We start from the raw sequence: 15,464 nt of genomic DNA on the forward strand, positions 1-15,464 counted from the left end.
CCGATCAAGCGGAATTTCGCGCCGCCCAGCTCTGCGGGTCCACCCCGGGCATGCTCGGCAGGCCGGCGCGGGCCAGTTCACGTTCGCGGTCGGCGACGAGTTTGTAGAGCGGCGCGCTCGGGCCCGCCAGGTGACCGCGCAGCAGCGGCGGCAGCAGCGGCAGGTCGACGTGGGCGGTCCGCAGGCCCTGGGCGAGCGTGCGGAACGCGCTCTCCTCGACCAGGCTCCAGCGCATGCCGTAGATCTCGCGCACCCGCTGCGGCAGGCTGCCCTGGACCAGCAGGTAGAACGCGGACAGCACCTGTTGCAGCGGCGCGCGCTGCGGATACGGCACCCGGGATCCGGCCAGGTAGGAGCCGACCAGGCGCGCCTCGTCGGTGAGGAAGGGTTCGTCCGAGGCCAGGTAGTCGTCGAAGTAGCGGCGGAAGGCCGGGTAGTCGGCGGGCGCGGCCGTGGCGGGCATGCCGAACAGCTCGCCCCAGCGCACGTAGTCCTGATACAGGCCCTCGCGTTCTCCCGGCGTGAGCTTGCGGACCAGCAGGTCGTGCATGACTTCGGCCGAGTCGAAGGTGAACGCCATGGTCATGAACATCAGGTGCGGATCGCGCGCGGAGTAGGCGGTGCCCGCCGGATTGTGGGCGCCCGCGTCCTCAGGGAGCGCGCCGTGTACGGGTTCGTGCCGCTTGCGGGTGAACTCCAATGCGCGGTCGGCCTCGTCGCGGCTGCCCAGGAAGACGGCTTCGAACAGCTTGCCGGTCAGCGCGAGCCGGGTGTACGGGGTCATCCGGTGTGCGGAGTTCTCGGCGGTGCCGACGTAGAGCAGCGGATGCACAGCCCCGATGACCAGCGCGCGCTGGCCGTAGGTGAGTCCGACCGCGCGTTTGCGCATGACCCGCCGGATCATCGAATGGTCGTCGAAATATCCCGGAGTGGCCATGGCTACGTCCCTCATCAGTGGAGTCTCCGCATCGAGACCCGCTGTCATCAGGATCGCCCTCCGGACACATTCTGGCAAGAGGCAATGCCAGAATTCTGCCGAGGCCCTCGCCCAGAACCCGGCCCGCACTGCGACAATCGAGGCGTGGCAGCCCGGACCTACGGTGGAGTCTCCGCCGACGAGCGACGCGCCCAGCGCCGCACCGCCCTGATCGACGCCGCCCTCGAACTCATCGGTACCCAGGGGCTGGCCAAACTCACCGTGTCCGGCCTCTGCGCGCAGGCCGGACTGAACGAGCGGTACTACTACGAGAACTTCGACAGCCGCGACGCCGTGCTCACCGCCCTGATCGACCGGGTCACCGAGGAACTCGCCGTCGCCATCGCCGAGGGTCTGCGCACCGCGCCGCCGGATACCCGGGGCATGGCGCGCTCGGCCATCACCGCGGGTCTGCGCCTGCTCACCGACGATCCCCGCAAGGCGAAGGTCGCGCTGGTCGCCGGGCAGGCGACCCCCGAACTACGCGCTCGGACCACCGAGTCCATCCGGCTGTTCGCGCGCATGGTCGCCGCGCAGGGCATCGACTTCTACGGCCTGACCGACCGGCACCCGGACCCGGTGATCGACTTCCGGGCCACCTACCTGGTCGGCGGCCTGGTCCAGACGCTCGCCGCGTGGTTGCAGGGCGAACTCCCGATCACCCGCGACGAACTGATCGAGCACACCACCGACGTCTTCGTGCTGCTCGGCGAGGACCTGGCCGGTCGGCTCAGCCCGGGCTGAGCCGAACCACCCGCGCGGCCTCCGAAGCGGGCGCGCTCGGCGCCTGCCCCTGGAGCACCACCCGGAAGCTGACCCCGTGCCGCGCCCAATATCCGGCGCAGTCGGCGATCGCGCCTGTGAACCACTCCCGCTCGCGTGGCTCCGCGGCCAGCAGCTCGGCCGAATCCCGAACCACCGCGACATATCCCGGCGCGTCACCCACGAATTCGCCCAGATCACGCAGGCATTCGTCGAAGGCGTCCTTGTTCTCGCCGAAGTAGTACGGGAATTGGAAGGCGGCCGCGAACTCGTCGAAAACGCCCGCGGTGGTGCGCATCTTGCTTCCGCGCAACTCCCGCACCACGTAGCCCGGCGGCGCGTCGTAGCGGAGGCCGCTGAGCTCGGCGGCGTCGACCGGGAGCGCGCCCAGCGCGGGTGCGGACGTGGGCGGTCGGGTGTCCGGCGCCAGGAAGCGCGACAGCGGGATCGGTGCGGGCATCAGCGCATCCTCGTGAAAGTCTTGTAGTGATCGCCGGTATACCAGGCCGTTCCGTCGCTACCGGTGACGATGCGCTCGGCATCACGAGACCGGTTGCGCTGCTTGGGATTCACATCCCACTCCTGATATGTGATGGCGCCCCCCGCCGCATCGGTGCGGGAGAGCTGGTTGTCCCGGTTCATCCATTGCTCGCCGCCCTTGGTGCCCGGCGAGTTCGCCGACTTCGGCCAGCGGCCGGCATCGATCTCGCGCAAGGTCGCGTAGGCGCGATCGGGCACGCCGGCGACCTGGGTCGGCCCGGCCGACGTGGACGTGGCCGTCCGCGCCGCGGTGGTACCAGGCGCCGAGGCCGGTGTGGTGTCGGTGCCGCGCGCCGCGAGAATCCCCAGCAGCACGACGACCACGATCGCGGCCAGTGCGCCGAATGCCCGAACGGGCGTAAGTCTCATCGGTACTGCACCGTCACCGGAGCATGATCGGACCAGCGCTGATCGTAGGCGGCCGCCCGCTCCACCACCGCCTGCTTCGCCCGCTCGGCCAATCCGCCGCGCGCCAGCTGAAGATCGATCCGCCAACCCGAATCGTTGTCGAAAGCGCGGCCGCGATAGGACCACCAGCTGTAAGGGCCATTGACGCCGGGATGCAGCTGCCGCACCACGTCGGTGTAGCCCGACGCCAGCAGATCGGCGATCCAGGCTCGCTCCTCGGGCAGGAAGCCGGCCGACTTCAGATTGCCCTTCCAGTTCTTCAGATCCAGTTCGGTGGGAGCGATATTCCAGTCACCGCACGCGACGTACGCATCGCCGCGCGACTTCAGGTAGGCGCCGAACTCGGCCAGGAAACGGTACTTCTCATCCTGGCGCGCAGTGTTCTCCTCACCCGAGTGGACATACACGCTGGCCACGGTGGCGTCCTCGAAATCGGCTTCGAGATAACGGCCGGAGGCACCGAACTCGGCGCTGCCGAACCCGATCCGCACCTCGCGCGGCGGGCGCCGCGAGAGGATGCCGACCCCGGCCCGGCCCTTGGACTCCGGCTCCGCGTGCGCGAGGAACCAGCCGCTGTCCAAGGCGGGCGCCAATGCCGCCCGGGTCTGCTCGTCGGTCGCGCGCGTCTCCTGGACGCAGACGATGTCGGCCTCGGTGACCGCCAGCCATTCGAGCATCCCCTTGCCCGTGGCCGCGCGGACACCATTCACATTCACGCTCGAGATGATGTACGGCACTTGTCGACCGTACAATGCTGGTCAGACGAAACTCCCGAAAGGGCGACGACGATGATGTCGGATTCCACCGAGCCCCCGCAGCGCCATGGCGCCGAAGTTTCGCGCATCGGACAATCCGCGCGCATCGAGCCGGAAAAACCCGCACCGCCGCGCACATCCGCCCGGCCCGAGCCGATCGAAGCGCTGCACCTGGGTTCCGGTGATCCGCTACTCCTGCTGCACGGGTTCATGCTCTCGCCGCACTGCTGGGAGCAGACCGCCCACCGCCTGGCCGCCCGGTGCGAGGTGTTCGCTCCCGCGTTCGCGGGCCACTGGGGCGGCGCGCCGAGCAGGGGCTGGTCCACCGATATCCACACCCTGGCCGACCGGATCGAGGAACAGCTCGACGAAATGGGCTGGCGCACCTGCCATATCGCGGGCAATTCACTCGGCGGCTGGGTGGGCATCGAGCTGGCGCGCCGCGGGCGCGCCCGGACGCTCACCCTGATCGCGCCCGCCGGTGGGTGGAACGCGCCCTCGTTCACCCAGGTGCGGATCGGCCTGAAATTCCTGTCCCTGGTGCCGATCATCGAAATCGGTAAGCGCACGGGCAGATTCGTCCGGCACAATCCGCTCACCCACCGGCTCACGAAAATGCTGCTGGTCAAGAATTCCGCCGCGGTCGCGCGCGCGGACACCACGGCGGTGGTCGAGGCGGCGCTGCACTGCCCGGTGATGCTGCCGCTGATCTTCGGCGCCATGCGCGCCCCGGGGCTGTCCCCGCTGTCGGACCTGTCCACGCCCGTGCGCCTGCTGCTGGCCGAGCACGACCGGGTCATCCCCAATCGCGTCTACGCTCGCCGGTTCCTGCGGGAACTCCCCGAGTCCGCGGACCGCATCCTGGTCAACCAGGTCGGGCACGTCCCGATGCTGGAGGCCCCCGACCGGATCGCGACTCTCATCGCCGAACATGTCTACGCCAGCCGCGGCCACCTCCGCGCCATCTGAATCAGCCAATATCCACAGCTCAGCGAGTTATCCACAATACGCATGAGAGGTCTGGCGGGTCTCGGTGCCGACTTCTACTGTGGCCGCATGGAAACCGAACAGAGCGCGCTCACCCTGCGGCGGATCTGCAAGGACGTCAACGGCATCTACGAGATCGTGGGCGACGTGCGCAAACACGCCAGGGCAACCGATGGCACCACCACCGAGACCTATCGCCGCCTCCGCCAGGGCCAGCGCGCCACCGGCCGCATGCTCGGCATCCTGCTCACCAATCACCACACCATCATGGCGAACCAACACCGCCACGAACACCAACTCAACGCCCTCACCGGCAAGGTCGATGCCCTCACCGGCAAGGTCGGCTCCATCGATGCCGACGTCGAAACGCTCAAAACCAACGTCGAAACGCTCAAAACCGACGTCGCCACACTCAATACCGACGTCGCCGAACTCAAAACCGACGTCGCCACACTCAAGGAGGATGTGCGTGTACTCAAGGAGGATGTGCGTGTCCTCAAGGAGGACATGGGTGGGGTCAAACAGCGGCTGGAGGATATCGTCGCACTTCTGCAGGTGCGGCAGGCCGGGTGATCGGTTGTGCCCGTGCGGAGTTCGCGCGGGCACAACCGGGATCATCACTGGCCGAGCAGGCCCTTGGCGATGTGGGTGACCTGGATTTCGTTGCTGCCCGCGTAGATCATCAGGGATTTGGCGTCGCGGGCCAGTTGCTCGACGTGGTATTCGGTCATATAACCGTTGCCGCCGAAGAGCTGCACGGCTTCCATGGCGACCTCGGTGGCGGCCTCGGACGCGTACAGCTTGATAGCGGAAGACTCGGCCAAGCTGGGTGGCTTGCCCGCCCGGCTCCGCTCCAGCACGTTGAACACCATGTTCTGCACGTTGATCCGGGCGATCTCCATCTTCGCCAGCTTCAACTGCACCAACTGGAAGCGGCCGATCTCCTGCCCCCACAGCTTGCGATTACGCGCGTAGTCCAGACACAGCCGGTGACATTCGTTGATGATGCCCAGCGCCATGAACCCGACGCCGATCCGCTCGGCGGTGAAACTCGCACGGGCGCTTTCACGTCCGTCACCGCCCCGATGCTCCTCGGTCTCACCGAGCAGCCGGTCCCGGCCCAGACGCACATTGTCGAAGAACAATTCACCGGTCGGCGAGGAGTGCAGGCCCATCTTCTTGAAGGGCTTGCCCTGGGTGAGCCCGGGCATGCCCTTGTCCAGGACGAAGGTCAGTACCTTGCGCTCGCGCCGGTCCGCGCCGTCTCCCTCGTCGAGCTTGGCGTACACCACCATCACATCGGCGAACGGACCGTTGGTGATGAAGGTCTTCTGCCCGTTGAGGATGTAGTCCGCGCCGTCGCGCCGGACGTAGGTCTTCATGCCGCCGAACGCGTCCGAGCCGGAGTCGGGTTCGGTGATCGCCCACGCCGCGATCTTCTGCAAGGTCACGATGTCTTTCAGCCAGCGTTCCTGCTGTGCAAGCGTGCCGCGCGAGAGGATGGTGGTGGCCCCCAGCCCGATCGACACCCCCATGGCGGTGACCAAACCCATACAGACACCGGACAATTCGCCGACCAGCACCGCCATCAGCGATTCCTGCCCCGCGAACGGCCCGCCACCGGACGACTTCGCCTTGCGCTCCGGTTTCGGCTCACCGGCCGCGACGGCATCTTCGATCGTGCGCCGCCGGCTCAGCAGCTTGTCGACCGCCTCCCCGCCCATGGCGTCGATCCCGAACTCGCTGAACAGCTTCCGGATGACCGGGTACGGCTGCATCTCGCCGCTGTCGAGCGCCTCGAGATGGGGTCGGACCTCCTTGTCGATGAACGCCCGCACGGCGTCGCGGATCAGCACATCGGTCTCGGACCATTCGAACATCGTTGTTCTCCTACCTGTCTCGGCGCTTCAGGGCAGCCGGGCCGCGATGTCGTCGATCAGCCAGGGCCCTTCGGTCTCGATCGTCTTCACGTCGTGCCAGCCGGCCAGTTCCGAGATCGCACCACCCTGCACGGCGAACACCTTGCCGGTGATGGCGCACTTGTCCGAGGCCAGGTAGGCGACCAGCGGGGAGATATTGGCGGGGCTGAACGCGTCGAAGTCGCCCTCCTCGAGGTATTCGGCCTCGGCGGCCATGATCTCGCCCATACCGGGGGTGGCCAGGGTGAGCCGCGTGCGCGCGATCGGCGCGATGGCGTTCACCCGGACCCCGTAGCGCTGTAGTTCGTCGGCCGCGACCAGCGTCAGCGCGGCGATGGCGGCCTTGGCGGCACCGTAGTTGGCTTGGCCCGCGTTGGGCACGGTGACACCGGACGCGGAGGAGGTGTTGACGACCGCGGCGTTGGGCTGGTTGCCCGCCTTGCTCTGTTGCTTCCAGTACGCGGACGCGTGATGCAATACCGCGGCGTGCCCTTTCAGGTGCACCGCGACGACCGCGTCCCACTGTGTCTCGTCCATGCCCGCGATGAACGCGTCCCGCAGAATGCCGGCGTTGTTGATCACGATGTCGAGGCCGCCGAACTCCGAGACAGCCTGATCGACCAGTTTCTTCGCGCCGTCCCAGTGCGCGACGTTCTCGGTGTTCGCGACCGCCCGCCCACCCGCGGCGATGATCTCGTCGGCGACTTCCTGGGCCGGGCCGACATCGGATCCCTCACCGGCATTGCTGCCGCCGAGATCGTTGACGACGATCGCCGCGCCCTCACGGGCGAACAGCAGCGCGTGTTCCCGGCCGATACCGCGGCCCGCGCCGGTGACGACGGCGACTTTTCCTTCGAGAGCACCCATGGTGTGCGGCTCCTCTTGCTGTGGATCCCGGTTGTGCGCCGGAATGTGTTGGTCAGTCGGCGATTTCGGCTAGGCCGTCGCTGAGCACGATGTCCGCGCCGCGCGCGGTCTCGAAGACGTAGGTGGTGACGCCGTTCTCCGATCCCACCTTCCAGATGCGGGTCTCCAGGTCGTCGCCGGGAAAGACCATTTTCGCGAAGCGCACCGCGAACCGCCGGAGCCGGTTGACGTCCGATCCGCCGACGGCGCCGAGTACCGCCCAGGAGGCGAACGCCTGGGTGCACAGACCGTGCGCGATGATGCCGGGCAGCCCGGCGTCCTTGGCGACCTGCTCGTCGAGGTGCAGCGGCACCGGATCGCCGGAAGCCGGTGCGTAACGGTAGGTCTGGTCCAGGTCCACGTGCTGCGGCACCACGGCCACCGGATCCTGGTGCCGTAGCGCCTCGTCGAACTTGTGCGCGGGCGCGGGCGCGCCCACGGTCCGACCCGCGTCGATGCCGCGGAAGAAGGCGGTCAGGTACTGCTCGTTGACGAGTTCGCCGGCGTCGGTGCGGCATTCGACAAGAATGGTGATCGTGCTGCCGTTGGACCGGCTGGTGTAGCCGATGCCCTTGGCTCGCGACACCAGCCGCTCGCCCGGCCGAATCGCGCGGTGGAAGTGGAAGTCCTGCTCTCCGTGCACGACTCGGCCGAAGATGTCCATCGGCGCGATGTCGATCACCGGCATCATCATCGCCTCGAACACCGGGACGATGGCGAATACCGGGGGGGCGAGCCTCCCAGCCAGGTGGGCTTCGATGGGATCGTTGGTCGCCGCCGCGTATTCGGCGATCCGTTCCCGGGTGACCTCGAAATGCTCGTCGTCGCACCAGGTTTCCAGCCCGGAGTCGTCGAACTCCACCGGGCGTGCGGTCGTTTCGGTCATCGCGCGCTCTCCTCGGCTGGGACGGTCAGGCGGCCGTGGCGGCCAGGGCGTCGAGCTGTTCGAGCGACTTGTCGAGCTGCTTGAGCCCGTCCTTCTCGACCGCTTTGCCCAGCGCCCCCTTGATCAGCGCGCCTTCGAAGTCACCGGATACCTTCACCACCGAGCCGCCCTCGGCCTTGGGCTGGATGTCGAAGGTGAACTCGGTCTTCACTCCGGCCATGCCGACACCGCCGAGGGTGAGCGTGTTCGGCGAATCCACCGCCACCACAGTCCATTCCAGTTTGTTGGCCATGCCGAGCATGACGATCTTGGCGACCAGTTTCGAGCCCGCGGTCAGTTCGGCCGGCGGTTCCTCCATGAAACGCTCGTGGATGGTGAACCACTTGTCCCAGGTCTGTGGGTCGGCGACGACGGCCCAGAGCGCCTCGGGCGCGGCGTTGACGTCCTTGGTGGCTTCGATATGTCCCATGTTGTTCTCCTTCGGTTGCTGGTTCAGCGGTCGGCGCGCTGGTAGGCGGTGACGACCGCGGCCCCGCCGAGTCCGATGTTGTGCTGTAGAGCGGCGGTGACGTTGTCGACCTGCCGCCGCTCGGCGGTGCCGCGCAGCTGCCAGGTGAGTTCCGAGCACTGGGCCAGGCCCGTCGCGCCCAGCGGGTGTCCCTTGGAGATGAGCCCGCCGGACGGGTTGACCACCCAGGTACCGCCGTAGGTGGTCTGGTTCGTGTCGATGAGCTGCCCGGCCTCGCCTTCGCCGCACAGACCGAGGGCCTCGTAGAGCAGCAGTTCGTTGGCGGAGAAGCAGTCGTGCAGTTCGATGACCTGGAAGTCGCCGGCGCCGAGCCCGGCCTGTTCGTAAACCCGCTGGGCGGCACGGACATTCATGTCGTAGCCGATCAGGTTCTTGGCGGTGCCGTCGAAGCTGGAGGCGAAGTCGGTGGTCATGGCCTGGCCGACGATCTCCACCGCCTGGCCCGCGAGGTCGTGCTTGTTCACGAAGTCCTCGCCGGCCAGGATGACCGCCCCGGAGCCGTCGGAGGTGGGCGAGCACTGCAACTTGGTCAGCGGGTCGTAGATCATGCGTGAGCCCAGGATGTCGTCGAGCGAATACTCGTCCTGGAACTGCGAATACGGATTGTTGACCGAGTGCTTGTGGTTCTTGTGGCCGATCTTGGCGAAATGTTCGGCCGTGGTGCCGTACTGCTTCATGTGTTCACGTCCGGCCGCGCCGAACATCCACGGCGCGACCGGGAACAGCACCTCGGAGATTTCGGCGAGCGCCATGATGTGCTTGGCCATCGGCTGTTCGCGATCGTCCCAGGTGGATCCGAGCGATCCGGGCTGCATCTTCTCGAAGCCGAGCGCCAGGGTGCATTCCGCGAGACCGCCGCGAATCGCCTGGGCCGCGAGGTAGAGCGCGGTGGATCCGGTGGAGCAGTTGTTGTTGACATTGACGACCGGAATGCCGGTCATGCCGAGTTCGTAGACCGCGCGCTGGCCGGAGGTGGACTCGCCGTACACGTATCCGACGTAGGCCTGTTCGACCTCGCGATAGTCGATCCCGGCGTCGGCGAGCGCCTTGGTGCCGGACTCGCGCGCCATGTCCGGGTAGTCCCAGTCGGTGCCGTCCTCGTTCTTGCGGCGGCCCGGCTTCTCGAACTTCGTCATCCCGACGCCGATCACATAGACCCTGTTCGTCATCGATCTCCTCAGAGTTCTCTCGATCCGTGCGAACTGACACAAACATACAGAGATGCATGTAACTCCACAAGAGTTCGGTGGCGGCGTAACGCAGATGGGCCGTATAGCCAGGCAGTAGCCACACTCGACACATACAGCTGATCGTGTATGTAGATCAATACAACCGGTCGTCATGCTGTCGAAACGCACCCGACCCCACCTCGCAAACCGCGATCGTGTGACCTCACTCACGACCGGACTCGATTAACAGATACGTAATAGTTCGGAAATTCCACGTCCACATCGGCACGCGAAGTTCACAGGGTTGCTTCATGTTTGGTGAGGAGAAGAACGTGGTCGATGTCGACACCCGCTCGACGAACGCGGATGGAATAGCGGCGGCGAAGGAGACACTGGAGGACTACACACTCCGTTTCGCGCCGCGCAGCTATCGGAAATGGAGTCCGGCGGTCGTCGGCATCTCGGCCCTGGGCGGCATCGCCTACCTGGCCGATTTCGCGATCGGCGCGAATATCGGAATCGCGCACGGCACCGGGAACGCGCTGCTCGGCATCGCCATCTTCGCGGTCGTGGTCATGCTGACCGGATTTCCGCTCGCCTATTATGCGGCCCGCTACAACATCGATCTCGACTTGATCACGCGCGGTAGCGGATTCGGCTATCACGGCTCGGTGATCACCAATATCGTATTCGCGTCGTTCACGTTCATCTTCTTCGCGCTCGAAGGTTCGATCATGGCCCAGGGCCTGGAACTCGGGCTCGGAATTCCACTGTGGCTGGGTTATCTGCTGTCCACGGTGCTGATTTTCCCGCTGGTCATCTACGGCATGAATACGCTGGCCAAACTCCAGGTGTGGACCACCCCGCTGTGGCTGTTGCTGATGGTGCTGCCCTTCGGCTTCCTGGTGGTGCGCCACCCCGATTCGGTCGACGCGTTCTGGTCCTACGGCGGCAAAGACGGTGCGGGCGTGAGCATTTCCGGCACGCTGCTGGCCGCCGGCGTGTGCCTGTCGCTGATCGCGCAGATCGCCGAGCAGATCGACTACCTGCGCTTCATGCCGCCGCGCACCCCGGAGAACTCCCGCAGGTGGTGGACCTGGATGCTGCTGGCCGGCCCGGGCTGGGTGCTCTTCGGCGCGATCAAGCAGGTCGTCGGCCTGTTCCTGGCGGTCTACCTGATCGCGAATCTGCCCGCCGCCCAGGACATCGCGAATCAGCCGGTGCACCAGTTCCTGGAGATCTACCGCGATATGGTGCCGGGCTGGCTGGCCATGACGCTGGCGGTGGTGCTGGTGGTGATCAGCCAGATCAAGATCAACGTGACCAATGCCTACTCCGGCTCGCTGGCCTGGACCAACTCCTACACCCGGGTCACCAAGACCTACCCGGGCCGGTTGATCTTCCTGGGCGTGAACCTGGCGATCGCGCTGATCCTGATGGAAGCCAACATGTTCGACTTCCTGAACAACATCCTCGGCTTCTACGCCAACTGCGGTATCGCCTGGATCGTCACCGTGGCCACGGACATCGCGATCAACAAGTACGTCCTGAAGCTCTCGCCGAAGGTGCCGGAGTTCCGGCGCGGCATGCTCTACGACTTCAACCCGGTCGGCCTGGTCGGCTTCGGCCTGTCGGCGGTGCTGTCGATCATGGCCTTCTTCGGTCTCTTCGGTGAGCTGCTGAAGCCCTACTCCCCGATCGTGGCCGTGCTGGTCTCGTTCGTCGCGACACCGCTGACCGCGATCCTCACCAAGGGCAAGTACTACCTGCGCCGCACCGACGACGGCATCGACCTGCCGATGTTCGACGAGCACGGCAATCCGTCGGGCGCCACGCTGACCTGCGCGGCGACCGGAATGGAGTTCGAACGTCCGGACATGATCGCCTCGGCGGCGCCGGGTCCGGAGGGCGAGATCCAGTACATCAGCTCGCTGGCGCTGTCCACGGACAAGCACGGCGTGCATATCCTGCCGCCCCAGCGGTAGACCCCGTTCAGCACGAAGGCCGCGGCAGGCGAACAGGATTCGCCCGCCGCGGCCTTCGTCGTCGGATCAGTCGAGCCGGATGCCGGGCAGCGACACCTTCGCGGCCGCACGCAGGTGCCCGCAGGCACGCCGCCAACGCCGGTGCGCGCGTTCGGGATCGGAGTCGATGAAGCTGGACACCAGGATGCCGCGCAGCGCGTCCATGGCGGTATAGACGAAATCCCGGGCGTCCCTGCGGGTCACCTCGTCCGGCACATAATGGGCCAGGGCCATCAGCACGGCATTGTTGACGAACGGCTCGACCTTGCCGGCCGCGGCGGCCAGCACCGGGTCGGTCCGCCCGGCTACCCAGAGTTCGATGGCGGCGATGAACAGCGGGCCCTGGTGCAGTTCCCACAGGAAGTCCAGCACGGTGGCGATAGGATCCGCACCGACCTTGATCCGGCCGATCTCCCGCATGGCGGCCTCGGTGCGGCGCTGGGCGAGATGACTGATCGCGGCGATGACCAGGTCGTTCTTGGATCCGAAATGATGCACCTGGGCGCCGCGGGTGACACCGGCGCGCTCGGCGACCCGCGGTGTCGTGGTGCCCGCGTAGCCGAATTCGACCAGACAGTCGATGGTGGCGTCGAGCAGCCGGGTGCGCATCTCGCTGCTACGCTGCTCCTGCGTCCGGCGCGGTCGATTCTCGCCACCCAAAGTCCTGGGCCCGCCCGTCGCCCGACCACCACCCCCCACGGAATCGCTACGCGATGCTGTCATCATGGAATTCTAGCATTTACATACACACCTGTATGTTCTCGGCGTCCCGCCCACACCGTCACGGCGAACAGCAGCACACCGGCCACCGCCAGCCCCGCGCCCACCAGCGCGGGCGCGGTGTAACCGAGCCCCGCGGCGATCACCAGACCACCCAGCCAGGCGCCCGCCGCATTGGCGATATTGAGGGCGGCGTGGTTGAGCGCCGCGGCCAGTGTCTGCGCGTCGGCCGCGACATCCATCAGCCGGGTCTGCAGACCGGGCGCCAGTGCCGCACCGGAGGCGCCGACCAGGAACGCGCCCACGCCCGCGGTGATCGGATGGTGCGCGGCGGCGACGAACCCGGCCAGGATCACCGCCATCGCGACCAGCGCCAGGAAGATCGAACGGTCCACGCCCCGATCGGCCAGCACGCCCCCGGCGATATTTCCCGCGATCATGCCCAGGCCGAACAGCATCAGCACAATCGGAACCAACCCGGCCCGCAGGCCCGCCACATCGGTGAGCGTGGTGGTGATGTAGGTGTACACGGCGAACATGCCGCCGAAGCCGATCGCGCCCACGGCCAGGGTCAGCAGCACCTGCGAACGTCGCAGCGCGCCGAGTTCGGTGAGCGGACTGGTGGTCTTGAAACCGGTGAGTTCCGGGACGACCGCGAGAATAGCGCCGATCGTGGCCAAGCCGATCACGGTGACCACCAGGTAGGCGTCGCGCCAGCCCAGATGCTGGCCGAGCCAGGTGGCCCCGGGAACGCCGACGACATTGGCGGCGCTCAACCCGAGCATAACCGCGGCAACCGCCTTGGCGCGCTGGCCCACCGGCGCCAGGCTCGCGGCGGCCAGCGAGGCGACACCGAAGTACGCGCCGTGCGGCAGCCCGGACACGAACCGGGCGGCGAGCAATGTCTGGAAGGTCGGCGCGACCACTGTGGCCGCATTACCCAGGGTGAACGCCACCATCAACAGCACCAGCAGCCGTTTGCGCGGCACCCGCGCGCACAGTGCCGCGATGATCGGTGCGCCGACCACGACACCGAGCGCGTAGGCCGAGACCGCGTGCCCCGCGGTCGGCTCGGACACGTCCATGGCCTCGGCGATATTCGGCAGCAAACCCATGGACACGAACTCGGTGGTGCCGATCCCGAACCCGCCCAGCGCCAGCGCCAGCATGGCGGGCACGTGCCAGGTCGTCCGCTCGGCGTGCGGCGAAACGGTGGCTGCGGTCGGCGTAGTCACACCGTGGTCAACTATCCGGCGGCCGGATTCCCTCCCCACCCGGCGGTGAGCTTGCCCACGCGTTGCTAGCGGCCGCCGGGAAATCCGTGCTGCCGCCAGGCCTCGTAGACCGCCACGGCCGCGGCATTGGACAGATTCATCGAGCGCCGCCCGGGCAGCATCGGAATGCGGACCTGCGTGGTGAGTCGCGGATCATCGAGGACTTCGGCGGGCAGACCGGTGGGCTCGGTGCCGAACAGCAGGACATCGCCCGCGCGGTACTCGACCTCGGTGTAGTGCGTGGCCGCCTGGGTGGTGAAGGCGAAGACCCGCTCGGGCCGCAGCGCCGCCCACGCGGCGGCCAGGTTCGCGTGCACCGTCACCGAGGCCAGGTCGTGGTAGTCCAATCCGGCCCGGCGCAGCTTCGACTCCGACAGATCGAACCCGAGCGGTTCGATCAGATGCAGTTCGCAGCCGGTCCCCGCGACCATCCGGATCGCATTGCCGGTATTCCCCGGGATCGCGGGCTCATGGAACATCACTCGAAACACAACGCACCAGTCAACCAGGGCGCTGCGGTTACGACCGCTCCGGGAGCGCGCAGGCCCCGCCTTCACTCATCCCCGTGGGGCGTACTCCCAGGCCCTGGTTGATGCGGGCACGCTGGTTCTCCCAGGCTATCGCGGCGGCCAGTTCGGCCAGCTGCGCCTTGGACAGGTGCACGAGCAGGTCGGCGCGCACCTGATCGAGGTCGACCGCGGGGGTGACGGTCATGGCTTCGGCGAAGGCGAGTACCGATTTCTCCAGCTCGCTGTAGGCACTGCTGGCCCGGTAGCGCGGCAGGTCGGCGAGCTGCTGTTCGGTCAGCCCGGCCGAACGGGCCAGCGCCGATCCGATGTCGAGGCAGAACTCGCAGTTGATCAGCCCCGCGGTCTTCAGCTCGGCGAGTTCCTTGAGTCTCGGGTCCAGCTGATTGCTCAGCACCAGCACGCTCTCGTAGACGGCGACGCCGAACCCGATCAGGGGCCGGCGCAGCAACCAGCCGGGCAGGTCGGATCGATGCCGCTTTGCTTGTCTAAAAGCGTTGATGTAGTGACGAATTCGGGTGATTGCACGCATGGCCGGTACCCCTTCCATCGGTTTCCTGTTCCCACCGTACGCCTTAACTACGCTTTGTAGTAGCACTGCGCCGCCACGCCTTCTCGAATAGGGTTTCGACCATGACGAGCACTGCGCACAATCCAGCCGGATCCGAACCGCCCGCACCGGGTTTCGCGCACGCCACGGTCGCCACCGGTAGCCGGATCGTGCACCTGTCCGGGCAGGTCGGGGTCGACGAAGCGGGGCAGGTGGTGCCCGGGGGCCTGGCCGCCCAGACCACGCAGGCGCTGATTAATCTCGGGCGCGCACTCGAAGCGGCAGGTGGCAAGGCCGCGGATCTGGTGAGTGTCCGCTTCTATGTGGTGGATTGGGATCCCTCGAAGTTCGAGGCGCTCGGCGCCGCGGGCCTGGCGGCGCGCGAACACTACGAATTCCCGGAAACCACTGTCACTTTGGTGGGTGTGGCCGCGCTGTTCACCCCGGAGCACCTGATCGAAGTCGAAGGCGTCGCCGTCCTGGACTGACGCGGGGGCGCTGGCCGCGCGCCGGGTGCGCCTGCAAGAATCGG

Annotated in this window: 18 protein-coding genes; 5 read left to right on the forward strand and 13 right to left on the reverse strand. The window is 66.9% G+C overall.

What is annotated here, in order from left to right:
- Positions 1-4: 4 nt before the first annotated feature.
- Positions 5-952 carry an oxygenase MpaB family protein gene (locus ACFVMC_RS01220; protein ID WP_379205787.1) on the reverse strand — a complete coding sequence of 316 codons (948 nt, stop codon included), beginning with the start codon at positions 950-952 and terminating at the stop codon, positions 5-7.
- Positions 953-1,081: 129 nt separating this feature from the next.
- Between ACFVMC_RS01220 and ACFVMC_RS01225 the strand changes: the two genes are divergently transcribed.
- Positions 1,082-1,720 (forward strand): TetR/AcrR family transcriptional regulator, encoded by a 639-nt coding sequence (locus ACFVMC_RS01225; protein ID WP_379205788.1) that lies wholly within the window; start codon positions 1,082-1,084, stop codon positions 1,718-1,720.
- On the opposite strand, the gene ACFVMC_RS01230 is transcribed toward ACFVMC_RS01225, so the two are convergent.
- From ACFVMC_RS01230 to ACFVMC_RS01240, 3 genes are read right to left on the reverse strand one after another with little or no spacing between them, the layout of a single operon-like run.
- Entirely contained in the window at positions 1,707-2,198 is a 492-nt protein-coding gene (locus ACFVMC_RS01230) for a barstar family protein (protein ID WP_379205789.1), read from the reverse strand. The two genes, ACFVMC_RS01225 and ACFVMC_RS01230, sit on opposite strands and share 14 nt — an antisense overlap.
- Entirely contained in the window at positions 2,198-2,647 is a 450-nt protein-coding gene (locus ACFVMC_RS01235; protein ID WP_379205790.1) for a ribonuclease domain-containing protein, read from the reverse strand. Before ACFVMC_RS01235 ends, ACFVMC_RS01230 begins: the two co-directional genes overlap by 1 nt.
- Positions 2,644-3,423, reverse strand: coding sequence for an exodeoxyribonuclease III (locus tag ACFVMC_RS01240; RefSeq protein ID WP_379205791.1), 780 nt, complete (start codon positions 3,421-3,423; stop codon positions 2,644-2,646). The genes ACFVMC_RS01235 and ACFVMC_RS01240 overlap by 4 nt, the downstream gene beginning before the upstream one ends.
- 51 nt (positions 3,424-3,474) lie before the next feature.
- Here ACFVMC_RS01240 and ACFVMC_RS01245 point away from each other — a divergent pair, with 51 nt between their 5' ends.
- Both ACFVMC_RS01245 and ACFVMC_RS01250 read left to right on the forward strand, forming a co-directional pair.
- Positions 3,475-4,410, forward strand: a complete 936-nt coding sequence (locus ACFVMC_RS01245) for an alpha/beta fold hydrolase (RefSeq protein WP_379205792.1) — start codon at positions 3,475-3,477, stop codon at positions 4,408-4,410.
- Positions 4,411-4,497: 87 nt separating this feature from the next.
- Positions 4,498-5,001, forward strand: coding sequence for a hypothetical protein (locus ACFVMC_RS01250; RefSeq protein WP_379205793.1), 504 nt, complete (start codon positions 4,498-4,500; stop codon positions 4,999-5,001).
- Positions 5,002-5,045: 44 nt separating this feature from the next.
- On the opposite strand, the gene ACFVMC_RS01255 is transcribed toward ACFVMC_RS01250, so the two are convergent.
- Genes ACFVMC_RS01255 through ACFVMC_RS01275 form a run of 5 tightly spaced genes read right to left on the reverse strand, consistent with a single transcriptional unit; the run spans position 5,046 to position 9,837 of the window.
- Positions 5,046-6,308, reverse strand: coding sequence for an acyl-CoA dehydrogenase family protein (locus tag ACFVMC_RS01255; RefSeq protein ID WP_379205794.1), 1,263 nt, complete (start codon positions 6,306-6,308; stop codon positions 5,046-5,048).
- 27 nt (positions 6,309-6,335) lie between these two features.
- Positions 6,336-7,214 carry an SDR family oxidoreductase gene (locus ACFVMC_RS01260; protein ID WP_379205795.1) on the reverse strand — a complete coding sequence of 293 codons (879 nt, stop codon included), beginning with the start codon at positions 7,212-7,214 and terminating at the stop codon, positions 6,336-6,338.
- Positions 7,215-7,266: 52 nt separating this feature from the next.
- Positions 7,267-8,139, reverse strand: coding sequence for a MaoC/PaaZ C-terminal domain-containing protein (locus tag ACFVMC_RS01265; protein WP_379205796.1), 873 nt, complete (start codon positions 8,137-8,139; stop codon positions 7,267-7,269).
- A 25-nt stretch (positions 8,140-8,164) separates the two neighbouring features.
- A complete protein-coding gene (locus tag ACFVMC_RS01270; protein WP_379205797.1) occupies positions 8,165-8,608 on the reverse strand; it encodes an SRPBCC family protein in 444 nt (147 codons plus the stop codon).
- A gap of 23 nt (positions 8,609-8,631) precedes the next feature.
- On the reverse strand, positions 8,632-9,837 hold the full coding sequence (locus tag ACFVMC_RS01275; RefSeq protein WP_379205798.1) for a lipid-transfer protein: 1,206 nt from the start codon (positions 9,835-9,837) through the stop codon (positions 8,632-8,634).
- Positions 9,838-10,148: 311 nt separating this feature from the next.
- Between ACFVMC_RS01275 and ACFVMC_RS01280 the strand changes: the two genes are divergently transcribed.
- A complete protein-coding gene (locus tag ACFVMC_RS01280; protein WP_379205799.1) occupies positions 10,149-11,822 on the forward strand; it encodes a purine-cytosine permease family protein in 1,674 nt (557 codons plus the stop codon).
- A 66-nt stretch (positions 11,823-11,888) separates the two neighbouring features.
- Here ACFVMC_RS01280 and ACFVMC_RS01285 read toward each other — a convergent pair whose 3' ends face one another.
- From ACFVMC_RS01285 to ACFVMC_RS01300, 4 genes are all read right to left on the reverse strand, one after another.
- Positions 11,889-12,470, reverse strand: a complete 582-nt coding sequence (locus tag ACFVMC_RS01285; RefSeq protein WP_379205800.1) for a TetR/AcrR family transcriptional regulator — start codon at positions 12,468-12,470, stop codon at positions 11,889-11,891.
- 113 nt (positions 12,471-12,583) lie between these two features.
- Positions 12,584-13,816 (reverse strand): MFS transporter, encoded by a 1,233-nt coding sequence (locus ACFVMC_RS01290; RefSeq protein WP_379205801.1) that lies wholly within the window; start codon positions 13,814-13,816, stop codon positions 12,584-12,586.
- A 65-nt stretch (positions 13,817-13,881) separates the two neighbouring features.
- A complete protein-coding gene (locus tag ACFVMC_RS01295) occupies positions 13,882-14,346 on the reverse strand; it encodes a tRNA (cytidine(34)-2'-O)-methyltransferase (RefSeq protein WP_379205802.1) in 465 nt (154 codons plus the stop codon).
- Between the two features lie 28 nt (positions 14,347-14,374).
- Positions 14,375-14,914, reverse strand: coding sequence for a carboxymuconolactone decarboxylase family protein (locus ACFVMC_RS01300; RefSeq protein ID WP_379205803.1), 540 nt, complete (start codon positions 14,912-14,914; stop codon positions 14,375-14,377).
- 101 nt (positions 14,915-15,015) lie between these two features.
- Here ACFVMC_RS01300 and ACFVMC_RS01305 point away from each other — a divergent pair, with 101 nt between their 5' ends.
- Positions 15,016-15,420, forward strand: a complete 405-nt coding sequence (locus ACFVMC_RS01305) for a RidA family protein (RefSeq protein ID WP_379205804.1) — start codon at positions 15,016-15,018, stop codon at positions 15,418-15,420.
- Positions 15,421-15,464 lie beyond the last annotated feature (44 nt).

Source organism: Nocardia sp. NPDC127579, assembly GCF_042672005.1.
In the GTDB taxonomy this organism is placed as follows: domain Bacteria; phylum Actinomycetota; class Actinomycetes; order Mycobacteriales; family Mycobacteriaceae; genus Nocardia.

What these genes read in the sequence shown, in the direction of transcription:
- ACFVMC_RS01285 (WP_379205800.1), bottom strand. Translation starts at nt 12,470, where the DNA reads ATGCGCACCCGGCTGCTCGACGCCACCATCGACTGTCTGGTCGAATTC.
- ACFVMC_RS01245 (WP_379205792.1), top strand. Translation starts at nt 3,475, where the DNA reads ATGATGTCGGATTCCACCGAGCCCCCGCAGCGCCATGGCGCCGAAGTT.
- ACFVMC_RS01250 (WP_379205793.1), top strand. Translation starts at nt 4,498, where the DNA reads ATGGAAACCGAACAGAGCGCGCTCACCCTGCGGCGGATCTGCAAGGAC.
- ACFVMC_RS01260 (WP_379205795.1), bottom strand. Translation starts at nt 7,214, where the DNA reads ATGGGTGCTCTCGAAGGAAAAGTCGCCGTCGTCACCGGCGCGGGCCGC.
- ACFVMC_RS01235 (WP_379205790.1), bottom strand. Translation starts at nt 2,647, where the DNA reads ATGAGACTTACGCCCGTTCGGGCATTCGGCGCACTGGCCGCGATCGTG.
- ACFVMC_RS01265 (WP_379205796.1), bottom strand. Translation starts at nt 8,139, where the DNA reads ATGACCGAAACGACCGCACGCCCGGTGGAGTTCGACGACTCCGGGCTG.
- ACFVMC_RS01300 (WP_379205803.1), bottom strand. Translation starts at nt 14,914, where the DNA reads ATGCGTGCAATCACCCGAATTCGTCACTACATCAACGCTTTTAGACAA.
- ACFVMC_RS01270 (WP_379205797.1), bottom strand. Translation starts at nt 8,608, where the DNA reads ATGGGACATATCGAAGCCACCAAGGACGTCAACGCCGCGCCCGAGGCG.
- ACFVMC_RS01275 (WP_379205798.1), bottom strand. Translation starts at nt 9,837, where the DNA reads ATGACGAACAGGGTCTATGTGATCGGCGTCGGGATGACGAAGTTCGAG.
- ACFVMC_RS01280 (WP_379205799.1), top strand. Translation starts at nt 10,149, where the DNA reads ATGTTTGGTGAGGAGAAGAACGTGGTCGATGTCGACACCCGCTCGACG.
- ACFVMC_RS01305 (WP_379205804.1), top strand. Translation starts at nt 15,016, where the DNA reads ATGACGAGCACTGCGCACAATCCAGCCGGATCCGAACCGCCCGCACCG.
- ACFVMC_RS01220 (WP_379205787.1), bottom strand. Translation starts at nt 952, where the DNA reads ATGAGGGACGTAGCCATGGCCACTCCGGGATATTTCGACGACCATTCG.
- ACFVMC_RS01230 (WP_379205789.1), bottom strand. Translation starts at nt 2,198, where the DNA reads ATGCCCGCACCGATCCCGCTGTCGCGCTTCCTGGCGCCGGACACCCGA.
- ACFVMC_RS01255 (WP_379205794.1), bottom strand. Translation starts at nt 6,308, where the DNA reads ATGTTCGAATGGTCCGAGACCGATGTGCTGATCCGCGACGCCGTGCGG.